This window comes from Lacibacter luteus, assembly GCF_004118265.1.
In the GTDB taxonomy this organism is placed as follows: domain Bacteria; phylum Bacteroidota; class Bacteroidia; order Chitinophagales; family Chitinophagaceae; genus Lacibacter; species Lacibacter luteus.
The window spans coordinates 267,641-284,741 of record NZ_SDHW01000005.1 but is presented as its reverse complement, the minus strand read 5'-3'; the positions used below and the strand labels follow the sequence as shown (position 1 = coordinate 284,741).

Annotated in this window: 13 protein-coding genes; 8 read left to right on the top strand and 5 right to left on the bottom strand. The window is 41.2% G+C overall.

The window, feature by feature from the left end; translation table 11 throughout:
• Positions 1-8: 8 nt before the first annotated feature.
• Complete coding sequence (locus ESA94_RS16270; RefSeq protein ID WP_205755996.1) at positions 9-575, bottom strand: RNA polymerase sigma factor; 567 nt, start codon at positions 573-575, stop codon at positions 9-11.
• A 149-nt stretch (positions 576-724) separates the two neighbouring features.
• Here ESA94_RS16270 and ESA94_RS16265 point away from each other — a divergent pair, with 149 nt between their 5' ends.
• From ESA94_RS16265 to ESA94_RS16235, 7 genes are all read left to right on the top strand, one after another.
• Positions 725-1,666 carry a hypothetical protein gene (locus tag ESA94_RS16265; protein WP_129131997.1) on the top strand — a complete coding sequence of 314 codons (942 nt, stop codon included), beginning with the start codon at positions 725-727 and terminating at the stop codon, positions 1,664-1,666.
• A complete protein-coding gene (locus tag ESA94_RS16260; RefSeq protein WP_129131996.1) occupies positions 1,653-2,258 on the top strand; it encodes a hypothetical protein in 606 nt (201 codons plus the stop codon). Before ESA94_RS16265 ends, ESA94_RS16260 begins: the two co-directional genes overlap by 14 nt.
• A gap of 267 nt (positions 2,259-2,525) precedes the next feature.
• Positions 2,526-3,356 carry a sugar phosphate isomerase/epimerase family protein gene (locus tag ESA94_RS16255; RefSeq protein ID WP_129131995.1) on the top strand — a complete coding sequence of 277 codons (831 nt, stop codon included), beginning with the start codon at positions 2,526-2,528 and terminating at the stop codon, positions 3,354-3,356.
• 294 nt (positions 3,357-3,650) lie between these two features.
• A complete protein-coding gene (locus tag ESA94_RS16250) occupies positions 3,651-6,041 on the top strand; it encodes a sodium-translocating pyrophosphatase (protein ID WP_129131994.1) in 2,391 nt (796 codons plus the stop codon).
• Positions 6,042-6,213: 172 nt separating this feature from the next.
• The gene (locus ESA94_RS16245; protein ID WP_240671075.1) at positions 6,214-7,014 is read left to right on the top strand and encodes a DUF4382 domain-containing protein; all 801 of its coding nucleotides are present in this window, start codon (positions 6,214-6,216) and stop codon (positions 7,012-7,014) included.
• 151 nt (positions 7,015-7,165) lie between these two features.
• Positions 7,166-7,546, top strand: coding sequence for a BlaI/MecI/CopY family transcriptional regulator (locus ESA94_RS16240; protein ID WP_129131993.1), 381 nt, complete (start codon positions 7,166-7,168; stop codon positions 7,544-7,546).
• A 4-nt stretch (positions 7,547-7,550) separates the two neighbouring features.
• On the top strand, positions 7,551-9,548 hold the full coding sequence (locus ESA94_RS16235; protein WP_129131992.1) for a M56 family metallopeptidase: 1,998 nt from the start codon (positions 7,551-7,553) through the stop codon (positions 9,546-9,548).
• A 1-nt stretch (position 9,549) separates the two neighbouring features.
• Here the strand turns inward: ESA94_RS16235 and ESA94_RS16230 are convergent, their stop codons facing one another.
• The 3 genes from ESA94_RS16230 to ESA94_RS16220 all read right to left on the bottom strand — a co-directional run bounded on the left by ESA94_RS16230 (position 9,550) and on the right by ESA94_RS16220 (position 15,685).
• On the bottom strand, positions 9,550-10,569 hold the full coding sequence (locus ESA94_RS16230; RefSeq protein ID WP_129131991.1) for a PorP/SprF family type IX secretion system membrane protein: 1,020 nt from the start codon (positions 10,567-10,569) through the stop codon (positions 9,550-9,552).
• A gap of 13 nt (positions 10,570-10,582) precedes the next feature.
• Complete coding sequence (locus tag ESA94_RS16225) at positions 10,583-14,953, bottom strand: PKD domain-containing protein (protein WP_129131990.1); 4,371 nt, start codon at positions 14,951-14,953, stop codon at positions 10,583-10,585.
• Positions 14,954-15,085: 132 nt separating this feature from the next.
• Complete coding sequence (locus ESA94_RS16220; RefSeq protein WP_129131989.1) at positions 15,086-15,685, bottom strand: WbqC family protein; 600 nt, start codon at positions 15,683-15,685, stop codon at positions 15,086-15,088.
• 430 nt (positions 15,686-16,115) lie between these two features.
• Between ESA94_RS16220 and ESA94_RS16215 the strand changes: the two genes are divergently transcribed.
• Positions 16,116-16,442 (top strand): NDR1/HIN1-like protein, encoded by a 327-nt coding sequence (locus ESA94_RS16215; protein WP_164972768.1) that lies wholly within the window; start codon positions 16,116-16,118, stop codon positions 16,440-16,442.
• Positions 16,443-16,729: 287 nt separating this feature from the next.
• Here the strand turns inward: ESA94_RS16215 and ESA94_RS16210 are convergent, their stop codons facing one another.
• Positions 16,730-17,089, bottom strand: a complete 360-nt coding sequence (locus ESA94_RS16210) for a heavy-metal-associated domain-containing protein (RefSeq protein ID WP_129131987.1) — start codon at positions 17,087-17,089, stop codon at positions 16,730-16,732.
• Positions 17,090-17,101: the final 12 nt, after the last annotated feature.

Sequence of the window (17,101 nt, the reverse complement as noted above, 5' to 3'; positions counted from 1 at the left end):
TAAAAAGTTTAATTGTTTGTAAGATCGTTGTACAATGTTTCCAACCGCTCCCGTAAATGCAGTACGGCATAACGCTTGCGTGAAATGATGGTCTTGATGTTTTCGTTTTCACGGTCGGCAATTTCCTGCAGCGTCATATCTTCCAGTTCATTCCAGATAAATGCATTGCGTTGCTTTTCCGGCAGCTCCTGCAATGCAGCCATCAGCTCATCCCAAATAACCCGTTGCATGGTTTGTGTTTCTGCATCAACATCATGACTGCGTAGTAAAGAAGAAAAGAAGCTTACACTCTCATCATCCTCATACAGCATACCATCCAGGTGCGCTTCTTTCTTTTTGCGTGATTTGTCGATAATGCGGTTACGGGCTACCCTGTACAGCCAGCCACCTACATTTTCAACAGAATCAACTCCCGAAAAATTGCTGAACTGGTACCAGACATCCTGCAGAATGTCCTCGGCATCCTCGTTACTGTTTACACGGCTGCGTATAAAACCGAAGAGTTGCCGGCTGTAATCCCTTACGGCCGATATGATCGTTTGTTGTTTGGCCATTGCCTCCATGCCATCCTTCATTTGTTAAGCTAGACGATGGCTGTTTTGATTTTACTTTAAAGATGAGGAAAAATGCAATTGGAGGTGTTTTAACCCTAAGACTACCCGGAAAGTACCATTTTATTTCTATGTTGCTTTTTATACCTTACAACTAACCAAACCTTACAATTATGCAAAAGCTACTCTTCTTTTTTGCGTGGCTTATGCTTACTGCTTCGGCCAGCAGCCAGCGTATAAGGACCAATTCAAGAGTAAACGCCACAACTCCTGTCAGCAAAGTTTCTACTGTAGTTTCCGATACCTCACCGGTAAAGTATAAACCTAAGCATATTTACAACCCAACATCAAAATATGCAAAGTTGGTTACCAGCGTGTATTCGCCTCGCAACATAATACCACAACGACAAGGAACAGCTGTGCCATCGCAAGAAGCAGCTACACCTGGAGATTCTACTATTCTTGTAACATCTATTTCAAAAGTTCTTAGCACTATCAGAAGAAATTATACAGCTGATATAGATGCTTATGTTGATACATTAAACGAGTTATCAAAAATAAAAGGTCTCAGGTGGGAGAATAACAAAGTATACAGGAGCTCACTCCTGGGCTTATCGCAAAATATGTTGTTACTTGACAATATTTTTCTAAAACCGGCTTTCGATGAAGAAGATATTGAGATGATCGACTATATCTTCAGATCAAATGACAGCCTTGTAAAAAAGATCCAATTCAATAATTATGAAACAATGATGAAAGTAGCGTCAGCCCAGGTATTTCTCAACATTATTGATCATAATAATAACCCTGTGCCATATGCAACCTGTTATTTTGTTGATAAACTCACCTGGCGTGATATAGGAAATAGCAAGAAATGTCCGGCTAATCCTTCTCAGTTAAGTTGCGATGCTGCTATCATACCAGATCTGGATACAAAAGCTGCAAGAAACAAGCTAACTTATAGTTTACCATCCAATAACACTCGCACATTAAGTTATGGATTGTATCATTTGCTTATAATAAAGGACAACGTGATCTCTTTCCATGAAATTGTTCCCTTTGATATTGAAGCAGGCTTAACCAAAACAATCAAACTTCAGAATGGCCAGCAGTAACAAATTAGTCTTGCTGAAAAGCGGCATTCAGATTATTGGCGTTTTGTTTGCCGCTTTTGGTGGCTTTCTATTGAATATAGCCCCTCCGGGAGGCATTATCAAATTGTCGGTTGGTATTGCTCAGTTTATCATCTTGTGTATTCTTCTTTATATTGCTGCACTTTCAGTTTACAGCCTTGCACTTGATAAAAGACAATATAAAAAGAATTACAAAACCTGGTTGATGATATGTGGGATTGCGCTTGTATCAACCGTAATTACTTCCGTTGTTTATTTTAAACAGTACAATCATCTTATAATTAAAGTCGACAGATGGGATGCAATCTATGTAAGGGGAATCCTAAACGACAAATCTTTGGCAATCTGTAAGGAAGAAAATATCAGCGGAGAACACAGCTGCGAAATGGAATTGCTGAACAATTATTACACTGCCGAACAAATTGAGGACGGTTATTTGTGGAGCCCGGAATCAATTAAATCTTCACAACTTACTCTCCTGATCTGTTACCTGGCGTTTATACTAAGCCTCTCTGTAACGCTCTTTTCAGCTATTGAATTGCTTTCATCGAACTTAAAAGAAAAAAAAGAATAGATCAGTTGGCTTAAAGAGGATTGCGGAAACCGGCAACTTTGTTTTCTATTACTCTAAATCTAAACAGTTAAATCAATATCTGGCAGAAATACTATTTGTTAAGTCAACAATATTGTGCCTGCCTCATTAGTAGCAAGTAAACATCTATCAACTAATTATTGACATATAGTATCCCGCTCTATTTATATAGCAAGTGCTGTATAATTAACAGCGATACCTTTCGTAAAAACCAACAACTATTTGCAAATGGTTCTTTAGCTTTAGCACATGAAGAAAAATTATCTTTTGCTTGTCGGGCTTCTTTGCAGCTTTGTAATGAAAGCCCAACAACGCCCCGATCCGCAACCGCCTGCTGATAACAATGAAAAATTTAAAGTGGCATTTGCCGGTTATACATTTGTCAACTTCGGCATTGATACGGCTCTCGCTACCATGCAACGGGTAGATGTGCATTACCTCTGTGTGAAAGATTTTCATTTGCCGCTTAACAGTACCGACGAACAGATTGCAGCCTTCCATACCAAGCTGAAGGAAAAGGGAGTTACCGCCTATGCAGTTGGTCCTATTTACATGAAAACAGAAGCGGAGGTTGACCGGGCTTTCGATTATGCCAAACGTGTTGGCGTAAAGTTGATTGTTGGTGTTCCGAATATTGAATTACTGCCTTATGTAAATAAAAAAGTGCAGGAGTATGATATGAAGTATGCCATTCATATTCATGGCCCCGACATTAAACTTTATCCTGATGCTGAAGATGCATGGAATCATGTGAAAGATCTTGATCCACGTATGGGCATTTGCCTCGATATTGGTCATGATACCCGCAACGGAAAAGATGCTGTGGCCGATTTGAAAAAATACCATACACGGATATTTGATATGCATTTAAAAGACGTGACCGCTCCCACAAAACAAGGTTATTCGGTAGAAGTGGGCCGTGGCATTATTGACTACCCTGCTTTTGTAAGAATGATGAGACAGGTTGGTTACTCGGGCATGTTAAGCCTGGAACATGAAAGAGACATGAAGAATCCTTTTTGGGGAATTGCTGAATCGATTGGGTATATAAGAGCTGTTATAAGGACAACAAAAAAATAGACCACAGCTATGTCACTCATTGCAACAAACGCCTGTTTTACACAATGCAGGCGTTTTGCTTTAATGGTATGCGGACTTTGCGTGGGAAAAGTTTAATAAGGTGTTTTTTTGTAGAGTTACGTCAACAGGTGCCTGACGTCTTCGACGTTCTGACACCACTCCTTTTCCCCCGTTTTCCCCATACCTCCACAGCCCCCTCATTTTTAGCCTCATTCCCCTATCTTTGCCGCCCTTGATCTATTTTCGGCATCGTTGCCGGAGATCATTAAAAAACAACAACACGTACTATTGTTTATGGAGAATTTGATTTATCTCGTTCCGTTTATGGCTGTAATTGGCCTGGCATACACTTTTGTAAAGTTCAACTGGGTATCTAAACAGGATGCCGGTAACGACCGCATGAAAGAAATCAGCGATTACATTGCAACCGGTGCTATGGCTTTCTTAAAAGCCGAATGGAAAATACTGGGCTACTTTGTTGTAATCGTAGCTATTTTATTAGGTGTTATGGCCATGGCTAACCCCAACAGCCACTGGAGCATTGCCATTGCCTTTGTATTTGGTGCAGTGTTCAGCGCAACTGCCGGCTATATTGGTATGCGCATTGCTACAAAAAGTAACGTACGTACAGCACAGGCAGCCCGTACAAGCCTCAGCAAAGCATTGAATGTTTCGTTTACAGGTGGTGCTGTAATGGGTTTGGGTGTTGCCGGTTTGGCGGTGCTTGGTTTAGGTGCTCTGTTTATTATTCTCAAAGCCATCTTCGTTCCTGCCGGTGCAGATGTGAATGGTGCAGAAATGCTCAAAACAATTGAAGTATTAACAGGCTTCTCACTCGGTGCAGAATCAATTGCATTGTTTGCACGTGTGGGTGGCGGTATTTATACAAAAGCGGCCGACGTTGGCGCCGACTTAGTAGGTAAAGTAGAAGCAGGTATTCCCGAAGATGATCCACGTAATCCTGCAACCATTGCTGATAACGTGGGCGATAACGTAGGTGACGTTGCCGGTATGGGTGCCGATCTGTTCGGTTCTTATGTTGCAACCGTATTGGCTACAATGGTATTGGGACAACAAACGACTTCAATTGATGAGTTTGGCGGTATGTCTCCAATCTTATTGCCAATGATCATTGCTGGTGTTGGTATCTTATTTTCAATTATAGGAACCTGGTTTGTAAAAGTCAGCGACTCTGCTGGCATCAATACAGATGTGGTTCAAAAGGCATTGAATATGGGGAATTGGGGATCGATCGTCCTCACTGCCATTGCTTCAATTGGTCTTGTAATGTATATCCTCCCCGAAACCATGACTTTCCGTCCTGGCACAACTGAAGAATACATCATAACCAAATGGGGTGTGCTTGGAGCTATTGCTGTTGGTTTGGTAGTAGGTGCTTTAATGAGCATCATCACCGAATATTACACAGCAATGGGTAAGCGTCCGGTGTTGAGCATCATCCGCCAGTCTTCTACCGGTCATGCTACCAACGTTATTGGTGGTTTGGCAATTGGTATGGAATCTACCTTCCTCCCTATTCTTGTATTAGCGGCAGGTATCTATGGTTCGTTCTTATGCGCAGGTTTATATGGGGTGGCTATAGCAGCTGCAGGTATGATGGCGACTACTGCGATGCAGTTAGCCATCGATGCATTTGGACCGATTGCTGATAACGCAGGTGGTATTGCAGAGATGAGTGAGTTACCAAAAGATGTGCGTGAAAAGACAGACGTACTGGATGCCGTTGGTAACACCACTGCTGCTACAGGTAAAGGTTTTGCTATTGCTTCTGCTGCTTTAACTGCGTTGGCATTGTTTGCTGCGTTTGTTGGTGTAGCAGGTATCAGCGGTATTGATATTTACAAAGCCGATGTATTGGCTTGTTTGTTTGTAGGTGCAATGATTCCATTCATCTTCTCTTCTTTAGCTATCCGTGCGGTAGGTGAAGCAGCAATGAGCATGGTGGAAGAAGTTCGTCGCCAGTTCCGTACCATTCCCGGTATCATGGAAGGTACAGGCAAACCGGAATATGATAAATGCGTTGCAATTTCTACCGATGCATCGATCAAGAAAATGTTGTTGCCTGGTGCCATTACCATTGCTGCTCCTTTGATTATTGGTTTTGCAATGGGGCCTGAAGCGTTGGGTGGTTTCCTTGCAGGGGCCACTGTTAGCGGTGTGTTGATGGGTATGTTCCAGAACAATGCCGGTGGTGCATGGGATAATGCAAAGAAATCATTTGAAAAAGGTGTTGAAATTAACGGCGAAGTATTCTATAAAAAATCTGAACCACACAAAGCGTCTGTTACAGGCGATACAGTTGGTGATCCGTTTAAAGATACTTCAGGTCCATCGATGAATATTTTGATTAAACTGATGTCGATTGTTTCATTGGTAATTGCTCCTACCCTTGCGCAGATGTATGGCACAGGTGGTCATGCTAAACATGAGCAGAAAATTGAAGTGAAGATGGAACAAAAAACAACTGCAGAAACAGGTGTAAAATTTGAAAATCCGTTTGTTGCTGCAATTGTTGCCGATGGCCTGGTTGATGAAAAAGCATTTTCTATTGAACTGAAAAATGATGAGTTGACTATCAACGGTACAGTACAACCAAAAGATGTGCTGGAAAAATACCGTTCATTGCTCAACGGAAAAACCGAGTTGAATATTCAGGTAAATTAATCCTTCAACAAACGAATTTTATCGATAAATCCCCACGCAAAAAAACGTGGGGATTTTTTATGAGTTAAAACAGCTGTTTTTTTATGTTCTAACAACGTTGTTTTTAATTTTGGAACGATGTTTGAAATATCTGAACTACGAATTGGATTACTCATCTAAAACAAATCACTTTATGAAACTGAAATTCAGTACAATTCTTTCGGGAGTTGTAATTATGGCAGCAACAATGCTGGCAGTTAGTTGTCAGAAAAACAAAAGCGGAGATAAGCCTCGTTTACAGGTACGTTTAACGGACGCCCCCGATCCGAATGTGAAAGAAGTTTGGGTTGATGTAAAAGGTATTGCCATTAAAATGGGTGATAGTGCCGAAATAACATTAACGAATGCTTACCCGGGTATTTATAATTTACTCGATCTTACAAACGGAAAAGATACCATTCTTGCAGATGCAGAAATTCCTGCAGGTCGTATTTCACAGCTCCGTCTTTTACTGGGCGATAACAACTACATTATTACAAAAGATGGTCAAAAGATCAATCTTACTACACCAAGTGCACAACAGTCTGGTTTAAAAGTTCAGATTCAACAGGATGTTACCGGTGGCGTATTGTATCGTTTAATACTTGATTTTGATGCAGGTAAATCAATTGTTAAAGCAGGTAATAGTGGTCAGTATTTGCTGAAACCTGTACTTCGCATTCTTTCATTCCTGCCATCTGGCGGTAGTGTTAAGGGCGTAGTTGCACCGGATTCAATTATTACAGCTATCTATGCTATTAAAGGGCCCGATACCATTGCTTCAACTTTTACAACAGTTGGTAACGGTAACTACCTCATCAAAGATATTCCTGCCGGCAGCTATACCTTCTCTTATGTTCCCGGGGATACCATTCACAAAACAGCAACACGTACTGTACCTGTAACGTTAGGACAAATTACAATTGTTGATTCAGTGAAACTGGAAAAGAAATAAAAACTATGATACCACATACAAAGCCGCTCAATTGAGCGGCTTTTTTGTTGCTTTATTATTCAAAATTTTGTTAAGCCACGTTTTTGAATGACGGATGGTCTTGGTTTTTACGAACGAACTCGTATTTTTGATACGAAACAAGTCGTATACAATGAGTTTAAAGCAATTAAAACCTACAGAAAGTGAATTAGAAATTCTTCGGGTATTGTGGGAACGTGGCGAGGCTACCGTTCGGGATGTGCATGAAGAACTGAGTAAAACGAAAGATGCAGGTTACACCACAACCCTGAAATTGATGCAGATCATGCACGAAAAAGGAATGGTGAAACGTGATGAAAGCAGCAAAACGCATAAGTATGCTCCCCTTCTTTCCCGTGAAAAAACACAGAAACAATTTGTAGGTAAGATGATAGACACCCTTTTCCAGGGTTCATCATCACAGCTTGTAATGCAGGCATTGGGCAACCACAAGGCCTCCAAAGAAGAGCTGGATGAAATTCAAAAACTAATTGATAACCTGAAACAGCAGTAACCACATGCAGCAACTGTTTCAATCTGCATTTTTACAGGCTTTGGGTAAAGCAATTGCCAACAGCATCTGGCAAATTGGTTTGTTATACCTGCTTTATCATGTTGTCGTTTTTCTGTTCAGGATAAAACAATCAACTGTAAAAAACTTTTTCAGTACCGTTTTATCGTTTACGGGTTTTGCATGGTTCCTTTATACCATCGGCAACCTTTGGGGTAATCAACTACTGCAAAAAACTTCGCTTGTAATTACCGATGCAGGTAAGCATAACAGTTTGCTTAACAGTTTCGCCAACGATAACCGTTGGGAACTGTTCTTTAACTGGCTCGATTATAAAATACAGTTTGTTCTGCCCTATCTTTCTGCAGCCTACTTATTTGTACTCCTATGGTTTGCTGCCAAACTGATTATACAGGTGCAGGCAGCCAATGCCCTCCGCAATAAAGGTTTAACGAAGGTAGAAGATGAAGTAAAAGAATTTTTCAGTTACCTGGTTGAAACAATGGGCCTGCAACGCAATGTGCAACTCTACTTCAGTAAACAAATTGATATACCTGCAACAATCGGCTTTTTAAAACCAATTGTACTGCTGCCGGCAACAGCTGTAACACATTTAACTGCAGCACAACTCGAAGCAGTACTCTTACACGAACTTGCGCATATTAAACGCAACGATTATTTCTGGAACATGCTCTTGTCTGTTTCGGAAACGATGTTATTTTTTAACCCGTTTGCATTACTGTTAATTGGTATTGCACGCAGAGAACGGGAAAACAGTTGCGATGATTATGTAATGAACTATCAACAAAACGCTGCGGTGTATGCCGAAGCATTATTGAATGTGGAGAAAGCAAGGATTCAAAATCCGCAACTGGCAATGGCCTTGGGCGATAATAAACATCACCTCAAAGACCGCATTAAGCGTATTCTTAATCTACCTGCAGAAAAAAACAAAATCAGTTCACGCTTATTGGCGCTTGTATTGTTCACTGTTGTATTTGCGTTAACCGGCTGGATGTTGAAAGAACATAAACCTGTAGTGCAGTTGAGCGAACGCAGAACAGCTTCTTCTGCTCCATCAAAGCAAACAGCAAACACCACTTATTATCTTACTACCGAAGTGGTAGAAAAAAAAACAAAAGATGAAGTGGTATTGCATGATGAAGAACGGAAGTACCGTCTGCAACTTCATCCTAAAACAAAAATGGAAAAAATTGTTTTGTGGGATGAAGTGGAAAATGAAGAATTGAAATTTGATAAAGTGATTATTAACGATATGCCTGTTGAATGGTTCGAACGTATTGTAAAACCAGGCACACAGCAACGTGTTCAAAAACCGGAAAATCCGGAGCGCAATGATGTATTTCTTTTCCGTTACAAGCACGACTCTTTACAGTATGCCCAACAGGAAAGAGAAATGAATGTATACCTTGAAAATGCAGATCGCACACGTGAAGCTCCACGCAGAAAAAACATGCAGCCTGCACGTGTTACACCAGGCCATTACCTGGGCTACTCAAAAACATGGAATACAGATTCACTACTCAATAAAATAAATATCCAATGGCCTGAAGAGTTTACTTTTCATCAGTTTGTTCCCGGCGAATTCTTTCAACGTTTTCCAATGGAAGAAGGTTACAACCTTCAGCGTACTATTCAACAAGGATCTGATGCTGTTAAGAAAGAACGGATGAAAGCCAAAGTAAATGTGATGCGCAGACTGAAGAAAGATGTTGACAGCACTACCCTGGCAGAGGAAAAACATCGCTTTTCAACAAACCGTTCCGGTGCATTAGCATTACTTTACAATCAGAAAGCATTAATGGATGAAGTAAAGCGTGCGCAACAGCATTTTGAAATTGTGGTTGAAAACGATGTAATGTTTATACAGGGACCACCACCCTGCACATGCCCTGTAGATTCGCTGCCACAACCCGGCCAGCAGGTTCGGGTGCAACAACCGAAACGTGTGGTTATAAAAAAACTGGAAGTGATCCGTTTGTAAATTACCACACACGGCGTGGACAAAGATCGCCATACTTATTCCCCAATAAAAACCCAATTACAATTTCGTGTGTACCTCTTTGCATATACTGTAACAGGTATTTCGAATTATTTACATCGTACGAGTAGCTTACGTTTAATGTATTTGAAATATTAAACCCTGCCATTGCAGCAAAGCCTTCTTTAATACGGTAGTTACCGCCTAACCAAAACCTGTCGTGGTATTGTGCTTTTACATTAACATCAACAAACAACGGCATGCTTGGTATATAACGCAGCATAACCGAAGGCAACACATTTACATCATCGCCTGCTGCAAACCGATAACCTGTTGTTGCAAAAATGTGCGGCACTAATGTTGATCTGTAAAGATCATTTGACACCAGATTGATCTTTTGCGGAATGATTTGCTGTGCTGATACGCCTGCAAAGAAATCATCACTATATAACCAAACACCTGCACTCAGTTCGGGTTTTATTTTTCTGAACTCCTGTGTAACACCACCAATTGCCGGATCAACAGGGTTTGCCAATTCAATCTTCGATGCATCAACAGTAGTACCTGAAATACCTCCGGCAAAACCTGCTGACAAATTCAGCTTTGGTGATAATCCTAAATGATAAGCATACGAAACCGTAGCAAAGTAGCGGTTGATATAACCTGTTTTATAATTGATGAGTGTTGCGCCTACTCCATGATGCGCTGCTGCTGCGGTATAATCTTCCCAATACTGTTTGCCTCTTGGGTTTTCGCCTGGCACTTCAAACGAAGTTGGACTGTTGCGGTAGTCTTCTTTACCAATTGGCGTATGCATTGTTGCATAAATTGTTTGCGGCGCACCGGGAAAGCCAACCCATTGGCTCCGATAACTCAACTTAACATCTGTATAATTTTCTATACCGGTTAATGCCGGATTCAAAATATAGGGATTGATGATGTATTGGGTATAATGCGGTCGTTGCTGTGCCCATGCTCCCATCAGCAAACAACAAAACCAACTGAACAAAACAACTCGTTTCATATGCTTCTTCTGCTTATCGTAAAATGGTTACATAACCGCTTATACGTTTGCGGCCGTTTTTCGGATCAATTACATAATAATAAGTACCTGCAGGCAATGGCTGCCCTTTCCATTTACCATCCCATGGCGTACTGTAACCAACCGAACGATAAACCATTGTTCCGGCTGTATTATACACTTCAATAACAGAACCGGGGTAATCGTTAATGAATTTGATTTCCCAGAAATCGTTAATGCCATCTCCGTTTGGCGTAAATGTATTTGGCGGATGGGGTGATTTCAACACTTTCACAAACAGATCGTCGGTAGCAGTACACCCGAAATTATTGGTTACAGTTAAGATGTAAGTAATATCATCTTTCGGTCCAATGATGGTTGGCAACAGTATGGTATCCTTATCTAAATAAGTTGCAGGTGACCATAAAAACTGTAGCCCTGTTCCCGTTGCTGTTACATCGGTGATCTTGCGGATGCCATCTTCCAGCACTGTTATATCTGCACCTGCATTAACAGCAGGCTTCGGCCATATTTCAATTGTTTGCTCGCTATAATGTACGCATCCGTTTGCAGCAGTAAACGTGTAACGTAATGTATGCACGCCTACCCCTGCATTTGAAGGAGTAAATAACCCGGCAGCATTAATTCCTTTGCCCGAATAAACACCTGTTCCCTGCAAACCACCCAGCTCACTTGCCTGTGTTACCTGGAATGAGTTGTCGTTTACACAAACTGCACTTAATGCGGTGAACTGTGTAAGCGGACTTGCATTAATGGTTATTGTTTTCACTTGCTCATCAACACAAAGAATACCCGAATACGTTCTGTACCTTATCTGGTATGTTTTACTTAAAGGGGTTTGGAAATCGGGATAACGATGGTTATAGATTTTACCTGGTGTTGGCGTATCATCTGTTTCAACAACAGCAGGTGCGTTTGTATTATCCCAATAGATCTCCACTTTTGTTACCGAGCCAAAATCTACTGTTGAGTTATCTTTTATTTGAATATCCTGGTTGCTGCACTGTCCGTTGGTAGTTAAAATTGTGAAGTCGGCATTTGGTACCGATCCGTTAACTGTAAACGGAATAGCAACAACCGAATCTTTACATCCATCTTTACTTGTAACCGTTAACGACAGTAGATAATTATCCGCTTTATTAAACTTAACAGCTGGATTTTTTAAGGTGCTGCTTGCAGGTATCGGACCCGGAACAATTGCAGGTGAGCTTGTATTAAACCTCCATAAGTAAGTAAACTGCGCTGCACTGTTATCTGCAATAGATGATGTATCGAGGAACAAGGCCAATGCATCATTCAAACAAACTTCGGGCAATACATACCCGGGGTTTGGTAAAGGATTGATCATTATATTTTTCAACAACGTATCGTTGCGGCAACCTTTATCTGTTTCTGTTACAAAACGAACAGCATAATTTCCCCAGTTGGTATAGGTATGCGTAGTTGCTGTTGTATTTACATTGGCTGTATTACCATCACCAAAATCCCAAAAAGCTCTTGTAATGTTGCCCGCATTTGCAACTGACGTATTTGTAAACGTCAGCACATTCTTTTCACACAAAACAGCACTGGTGGTAAAGTTTGCTGTAGGCCATGGATTAATCACAACCGTTTTTATTACGGTATCACTCACACAATTCTGATCGGTAAACACCCACAATGTTGCCGTATAAGTGCCGGGATTTGTAAAATTCTTTACCGGATTTTTTTGTGTTGATGATGTGCCATCACTAAACCTCCACTCCCATTTTGTTACGGGATGTGTAAAACCGTTCGAAGCATCGGTAAACGTAATGGCTGTTTGCCAGCATACCTCTGCAGGTGCCGTAAAATCGGCTTTAGGTTGCGGATAAATTTTATCGGCAACTTTCGTAACTGAATCAATACATCCATACATCGATGTTACTTTCAATTGTACATTAAACGGACCAACGGATGGATAACCATGCGAAGGACTTTGTACTGTTGCTGTATTTAATGCGCCACTTGCAGCATCGCCAAAATTCCATAAATATTTAAACCCTGCCTGTGTACCATCTGCAATTGTTGATGTGCTGTTGAAGTTAATTACAGGGTTGGGCAAACAACCATGCGACAATGTAAAATCAACTGTTGGCTTTGGTCTGATAGTAATTGACTTTTGATAAACCGGACTGTAACAACCCGTGTTGGTACGCAACTGCAAACTTGCAGTGTATGTTCCGGTTGCAGCGTACGTTGGCGTTATGTCTGCAGAGGATGTATTATTGATCGGGTTGCCTACGCCGGTATTCCAGTTCCAGTTGGTAATGGAGCCAAAACCACCCGATAAAGAAGATGAATCACGGAAGGTTAGCACCTTGCCTACACATAAAGAATCCAAAATGCCGAATTTGGCAACAGGGATTTTTGTAAGTGTGATGGTTTTTGTTACAGTATCGCTGATACAGCCAATATCGGTTAACGCTACATATTTAACAGTGTAAGTTCCGGGGTTGAGATAGGTTTTTGATGGATTGGCCACACTTCCTGTAGTACCATCACCAAAATCCCAGTAATGTTTGATGATGGGCCTACCACCGGAATTTGTATTGGAAGTAAATACAACGGCCGAATCGGTACAACCGGTTGAATTGTAAGTAAAATCTGTAGTGGGTGGGTTGAACACCTGCAGATCAAATTCAATTTCCTGGTCACTGCTGCAACCATCGCCCAACGGGTTACGGGCATACACTTTCACCGTATATGTTCCTGCAGTAGGAATGGCATAAGTTTGTGTTATTCGAAAACGATAAACCATCCTGCCACTGATCATATAGCTGGTGTCGGGTATGGGTGAGGTATACGATACAGCAGGAAACAAAGTTCCAAAATCCCAACGGATAGAGTCGGGTTGATAAGGGAATGTTATAGAGAAATTAAAAGGCGAATTGATACATGCTGCCGGAAAAGGCGCTGTACCTAACGAGTTTTTGGTATCAATAAACTGAAAGAGGTCTTTCACATTGGTACCTGCATTGTAGCCGTACGATTCTACGTTGCCAAAACCGTACGCAATAGCGATAAATGCAGAATCGGCCTTTAAACTATGCACGGGATTGGTAGCAGATCTTGCAGTAACATCTTCACGCAGGTAAGAATAAGCCGTACCGGGAATGGGTGTAAATGCGGCTGTTGGTGCAACACCACTGATTCGAAAAGACGGGGCTGCTGCTGTTTTAATAATAATATTCAGGTAATGATTACTCACCTGACTTTGCCCGGTTGGTACAAAATTCTGGTGAGCTGAAAACACGGTAATATCGTTAATGGTCTGCTCAACGGGATTAATGATCACCATCTCCGGATCGGTATTAACAGCAGGCGATTGGCATGTTTGCGAACGGATATACATTACCACCGAAGCCGGTTTATCGGCACTGATGGCGGTTGGGTTACCTGTTGTGTACTCATAATAGGAGCCATTTACTAAACCGGTAAGTGTTGTTGTAACTCCAGCTTCTGTTTTTTGAACAACTGTTGACGGATCTCTTACAAACACCCGGATGATATCTCTGTTGGAAGCATTATTGAAAAATGGAGCTGTTAAAAAGTTCTTACCCCAGGAAGTTGTTGGAAAAGGTTGCTGAAAGAGGTTATCCCCCCCCGAGGCAACAGGCGTCGTACAATCAAAAGCCGACCATGTAGTGGCCGAAAACACCGCAATTTTTTTACACTTTATGCCATTGGCGGCAATTGAGCGCACTATCGTACCGGAGATATCAGCATTCTGCTGAAACTGAACCTGATAAACATCACCCGGATTCGCTAATGTGATTGTGTACGGAACTCCCGCAGCTCTGCTTCCCGAGCGACTGGTAACAGCAGGGGTAATTTCAACAACTGTATTGGTATCGGTTGCTACTACTGCCAGTTCTCCAAAGCTTGCACTTGTACCAACATTACGGTAGCTGGGTAATATATATTCTTTACTTAAAACCGAAACCGGCAGCACAAGGGTTGCTCCAGACCGGGCTGAACGGATGATGTGTGCGTACACCACAACCGGCTTATCCGAAGTTACCCGAATACCCTTTCCAACCTCAATACCGTCCTGTGCTGTTAAATGTACACCGGTATTGGGCGCATCGCCTGCTGCATTCGGACCTAAAAATTTACGTGTAATTGTGTTGGCTGTAACCGTAAATGAAATAGACGTTGCCCCCACTTTAATTGTACCGGAAGCATTTTGATCGGAGGTAATATATAAACCCATCACCGAATTAGTACCATCAATATGCGAAGGATAAGCAATCCAGAAATCTTTGCCACGGTTAGAAAAATCCTGTGCATGCAAAAGTTGGGTACCAAAGAGTACAGTAAAAATTAAGCAGAAGAATATTCTCATTTTTTAAGCAGCCTGAAGAGCGGGTTACAAGTTAATGATTAAATGGTCGGTAACTTCATTCAGGTCAGCAATTCTTCGTCAAGTTGGTTAAGACGAGAAAACTCTTTTGACGTTTAATTGGCAGTAAACTTTTTACTGCTGTTGCAATTTTTTTAAATACTGAACAGCAAGCGGTCCCTCGCAAAGCAGCAAATCGAGAATACCGAGATTGGGGGCAAACCCATGTCGCTCAGAAAAAACCTGTTGATAAACCGGCCAGTTTTCGGGAACAATACGCTCACTTTCCTCCTGTGTAGTTGCGAGCACTTCTTCTCTTTTGTTTTTATTTTCTGTCAAAAAGTCAACATTTAGTTTCAGCCGTTTTAACACCCATTCGGTGGTTTTCAGATTCAAGTCGTAGAGAAATTTCTCCTGCTTCCGGAATAACTCTTCCAGCCCGGGAGCGTAGTCATCGAACCATGGAGCTTTCCGATAATTGTCGTGAATGCCCCGCCAATGGATCCGTTGCCAGGGTTCGGCATACGAGATCCGTAAATCCTTCAATGCTGCCTGTTGGTCTCTACCGCCCTCTAACGGCACCGTAAGGAGGAGTGGACCATTTGCTCCCATCAACCTCATTCGGTTCAATTTCAACGATCTTTGGTAGTTCTTATATGGAGATATTTTAACATTTGTATTTTGTGTAAATTTTAAATACAAAATAATATCCCCAAAATATTGTAAATCAATCATTTTATTAAACTATTTTAATCCTCTTTCTTTGCTTTATATCATGCTTATAAATCACCAGCCTTTTAACAATTTTAAGCGCTAATTTGTATATTATTAATAATCAATAAATTTTACTTAACTTATTTAATAACAATAACTTTTATTCTATTTTATCAACTACATTTATTTGCTTGCGTTTTATTGTTTTGGTTTTGTTTCTTCGGCTAACGATTTTAGTTCAAAATTAAGAGGTTCTGCGAAAGCTTCTGAAAGAAATATCAACAGCATCGCTTAATTTGCAGCAAACCATTTTTACGTGTTACGATTTCTCCCCACCCTGCTACTTTTAATACTTGGCTTCTCATCCTGCAACCCTTTTAAAATTCCAGAGTACAAGGATTTTCAAAATCTCCGGCTCGAGTCGATCGGGTTTAATCAAACAACAGTGTACATGGAATTGGTGTATAACAATCCTAATCGTATAGGTTTCCAGGTTAACCATACTGAGGCTGATGTTTATGTGGACGACGTTTTTTTGGGGAGAGCCTTGAGCGACACTCTGATCAAAGTTGCCAGAAAGTCAGATTTTGTGATTCCACTCCGCATCCAAACTGATATGAAGAATATCTTCAAAAATGCATGGTCGGCCATTTCGAGTAAGGAGGTTACCGTACGTGCAACAGGCACGATCCGGGCTGGCGTTGGCGGACTTTTTAAAACCATTCCGTTAGCCTACGAGGGCAAACACGAAGTGGGTATGTTTGAGCCAAGGCCATAAATTGGGGATGAAAATCTTTCATTGAGATTGCTGATAAAACTGATAAAGAGACGTTCTAAGTCTTTTTAAAATAGAAAACGAACTGGCATTGTTTGGGGAATTAGTTTCATCTGCAGGATTTTTATTCGACTTGGATCAGCTATTTCGCACCGGCTTTGAAACGAGTTTTTCCTTTAATTATCTTCCGAAAAGAGGCAGAATCTCCACCTAACTTTCAATCAAAGCAGAAATTCAGAGACATAAAAAAGCCCCGTCGAACAGACGGGGCTAACTATTTTAAACATCATTTACTGTTTCTTGGGAGGCCCACCTCCATCCGATTCACGTTTGCAGCAAATGGGTAAGCGTTTGTATTGTTCGGGCTCCGCTACCACATCATCGGCATCGAAACCGAGATTGGCGATGGCTGTTTTTACATTTTCAATATTTGTACGGTCGGGAGCAAAGGTGACGGTTGTGATCTTTTTACGGATGTCTACTAACACTTTCACTACCCCTTCTTCCGATTTCATAAACTTTTCAATACGCTCTTTACACTCGGTACATTGAGCCTGTGGTGTTTTAATTTGTGCAATAATTGGCTTTTTGTACTGGGCCGAAACTGTAACTGCAAGAGCCAGAAAGAGTACGCTGAAGAATGTTTTCATCTGTTGAATTTT

Excerpts from the sequence above, each read along its gene's own strand:
- ESA94_RS16270 (WP_205755996.1), bottom strand. The coding sequence starts at position 575 with ATGAAGGATGGCATGGAGGCAATGGCCAAACAACAAACGATCATATCG.
- ESA94_RS16265 (WP_129131997.1), top strand. The coding sequence starts at position 725 with ATGCAAAAGCTACTCTTCTTTTTTGCGTGGCTTATGCTTACTGCTTCG.
- ESA94_RS16260 (WP_129131996.1), top strand. The coding sequence starts at position 1,653 with ATGGCCAGCAGTAACAAATTAGTCTTGCTGAAAAGCGGCATTCAGATT.
- ESA94_RS16255 (WP_129131995.1), top strand. The coding sequence starts at position 2,526 with ATGAAGAAAAATTATCTTTTGCTTGTCGGGCTTCTTTGCAGCTTTGTA.
- ESA94_RS16250 (WP_129131994.1), top strand. The coding sequence starts at position 3,651 with ATGGAGAATTTGATTTATCTCGTTCCGTTTATGGCTGTAATTGGCCTG.
- ESA94_RS16245 (WP_240671075.1), top strand. The coding sequence starts at position 6,214 with ATGAAACTGAAATTCAGTACAATTCTTTCGGGAGTTGTAATTATGGCA.
- ESA94_RS16240 (WP_129131993.1), top strand. The coding sequence starts at position 7,166 with ATGAGTTTAAAGCAATTAAAACCTACAGAAAGTGAATTAGAAATTCTT.
- ESA94_RS16235 (WP_129131992.1), top strand. The coding sequence starts at position 7,551 with ATGCAGCAACTGTTTCAATCTGCATTTTTACAGGCTTTGGGTAAAGCA.
- ESA94_RS16230 (WP_129131991.1), bottom strand. The coding sequence starts at position 10,569 with ATGAAACGAGTTGTTTTGTTCAGTTGGTTTTGTTGTTTGCTGATGGGA.
- ESA94_RS16225 (WP_129131990.1), bottom strand. The coding sequence starts at position 14,953 with ATGAGAATATTCTTCTGCTTAATTTTTACTGTACTCTTTGGTACCCAA.
- ESA94_RS16220 (WP_129131989.1), bottom strand. The coding sequence starts at position 15,685 with ATGATTGATTTACAATATTTTGGGGATATTATTTTGTATTTAAAATTT.
- ESA94_RS16215 (WP_164972768.1), top strand. The coding sequence starts at position 16,116 with ATGGAATTGGTGTATAACAATCCTAATCGTATAGGTTTCCAGGTTAAC.
- ESA94_RS16210 (WP_129131987.1), bottom strand. The coding sequence starts at position 17,089 with ATGAAAACATTCTTCAGCGTACTCTTTCTGGCTCTTGCAGTTACAGTT.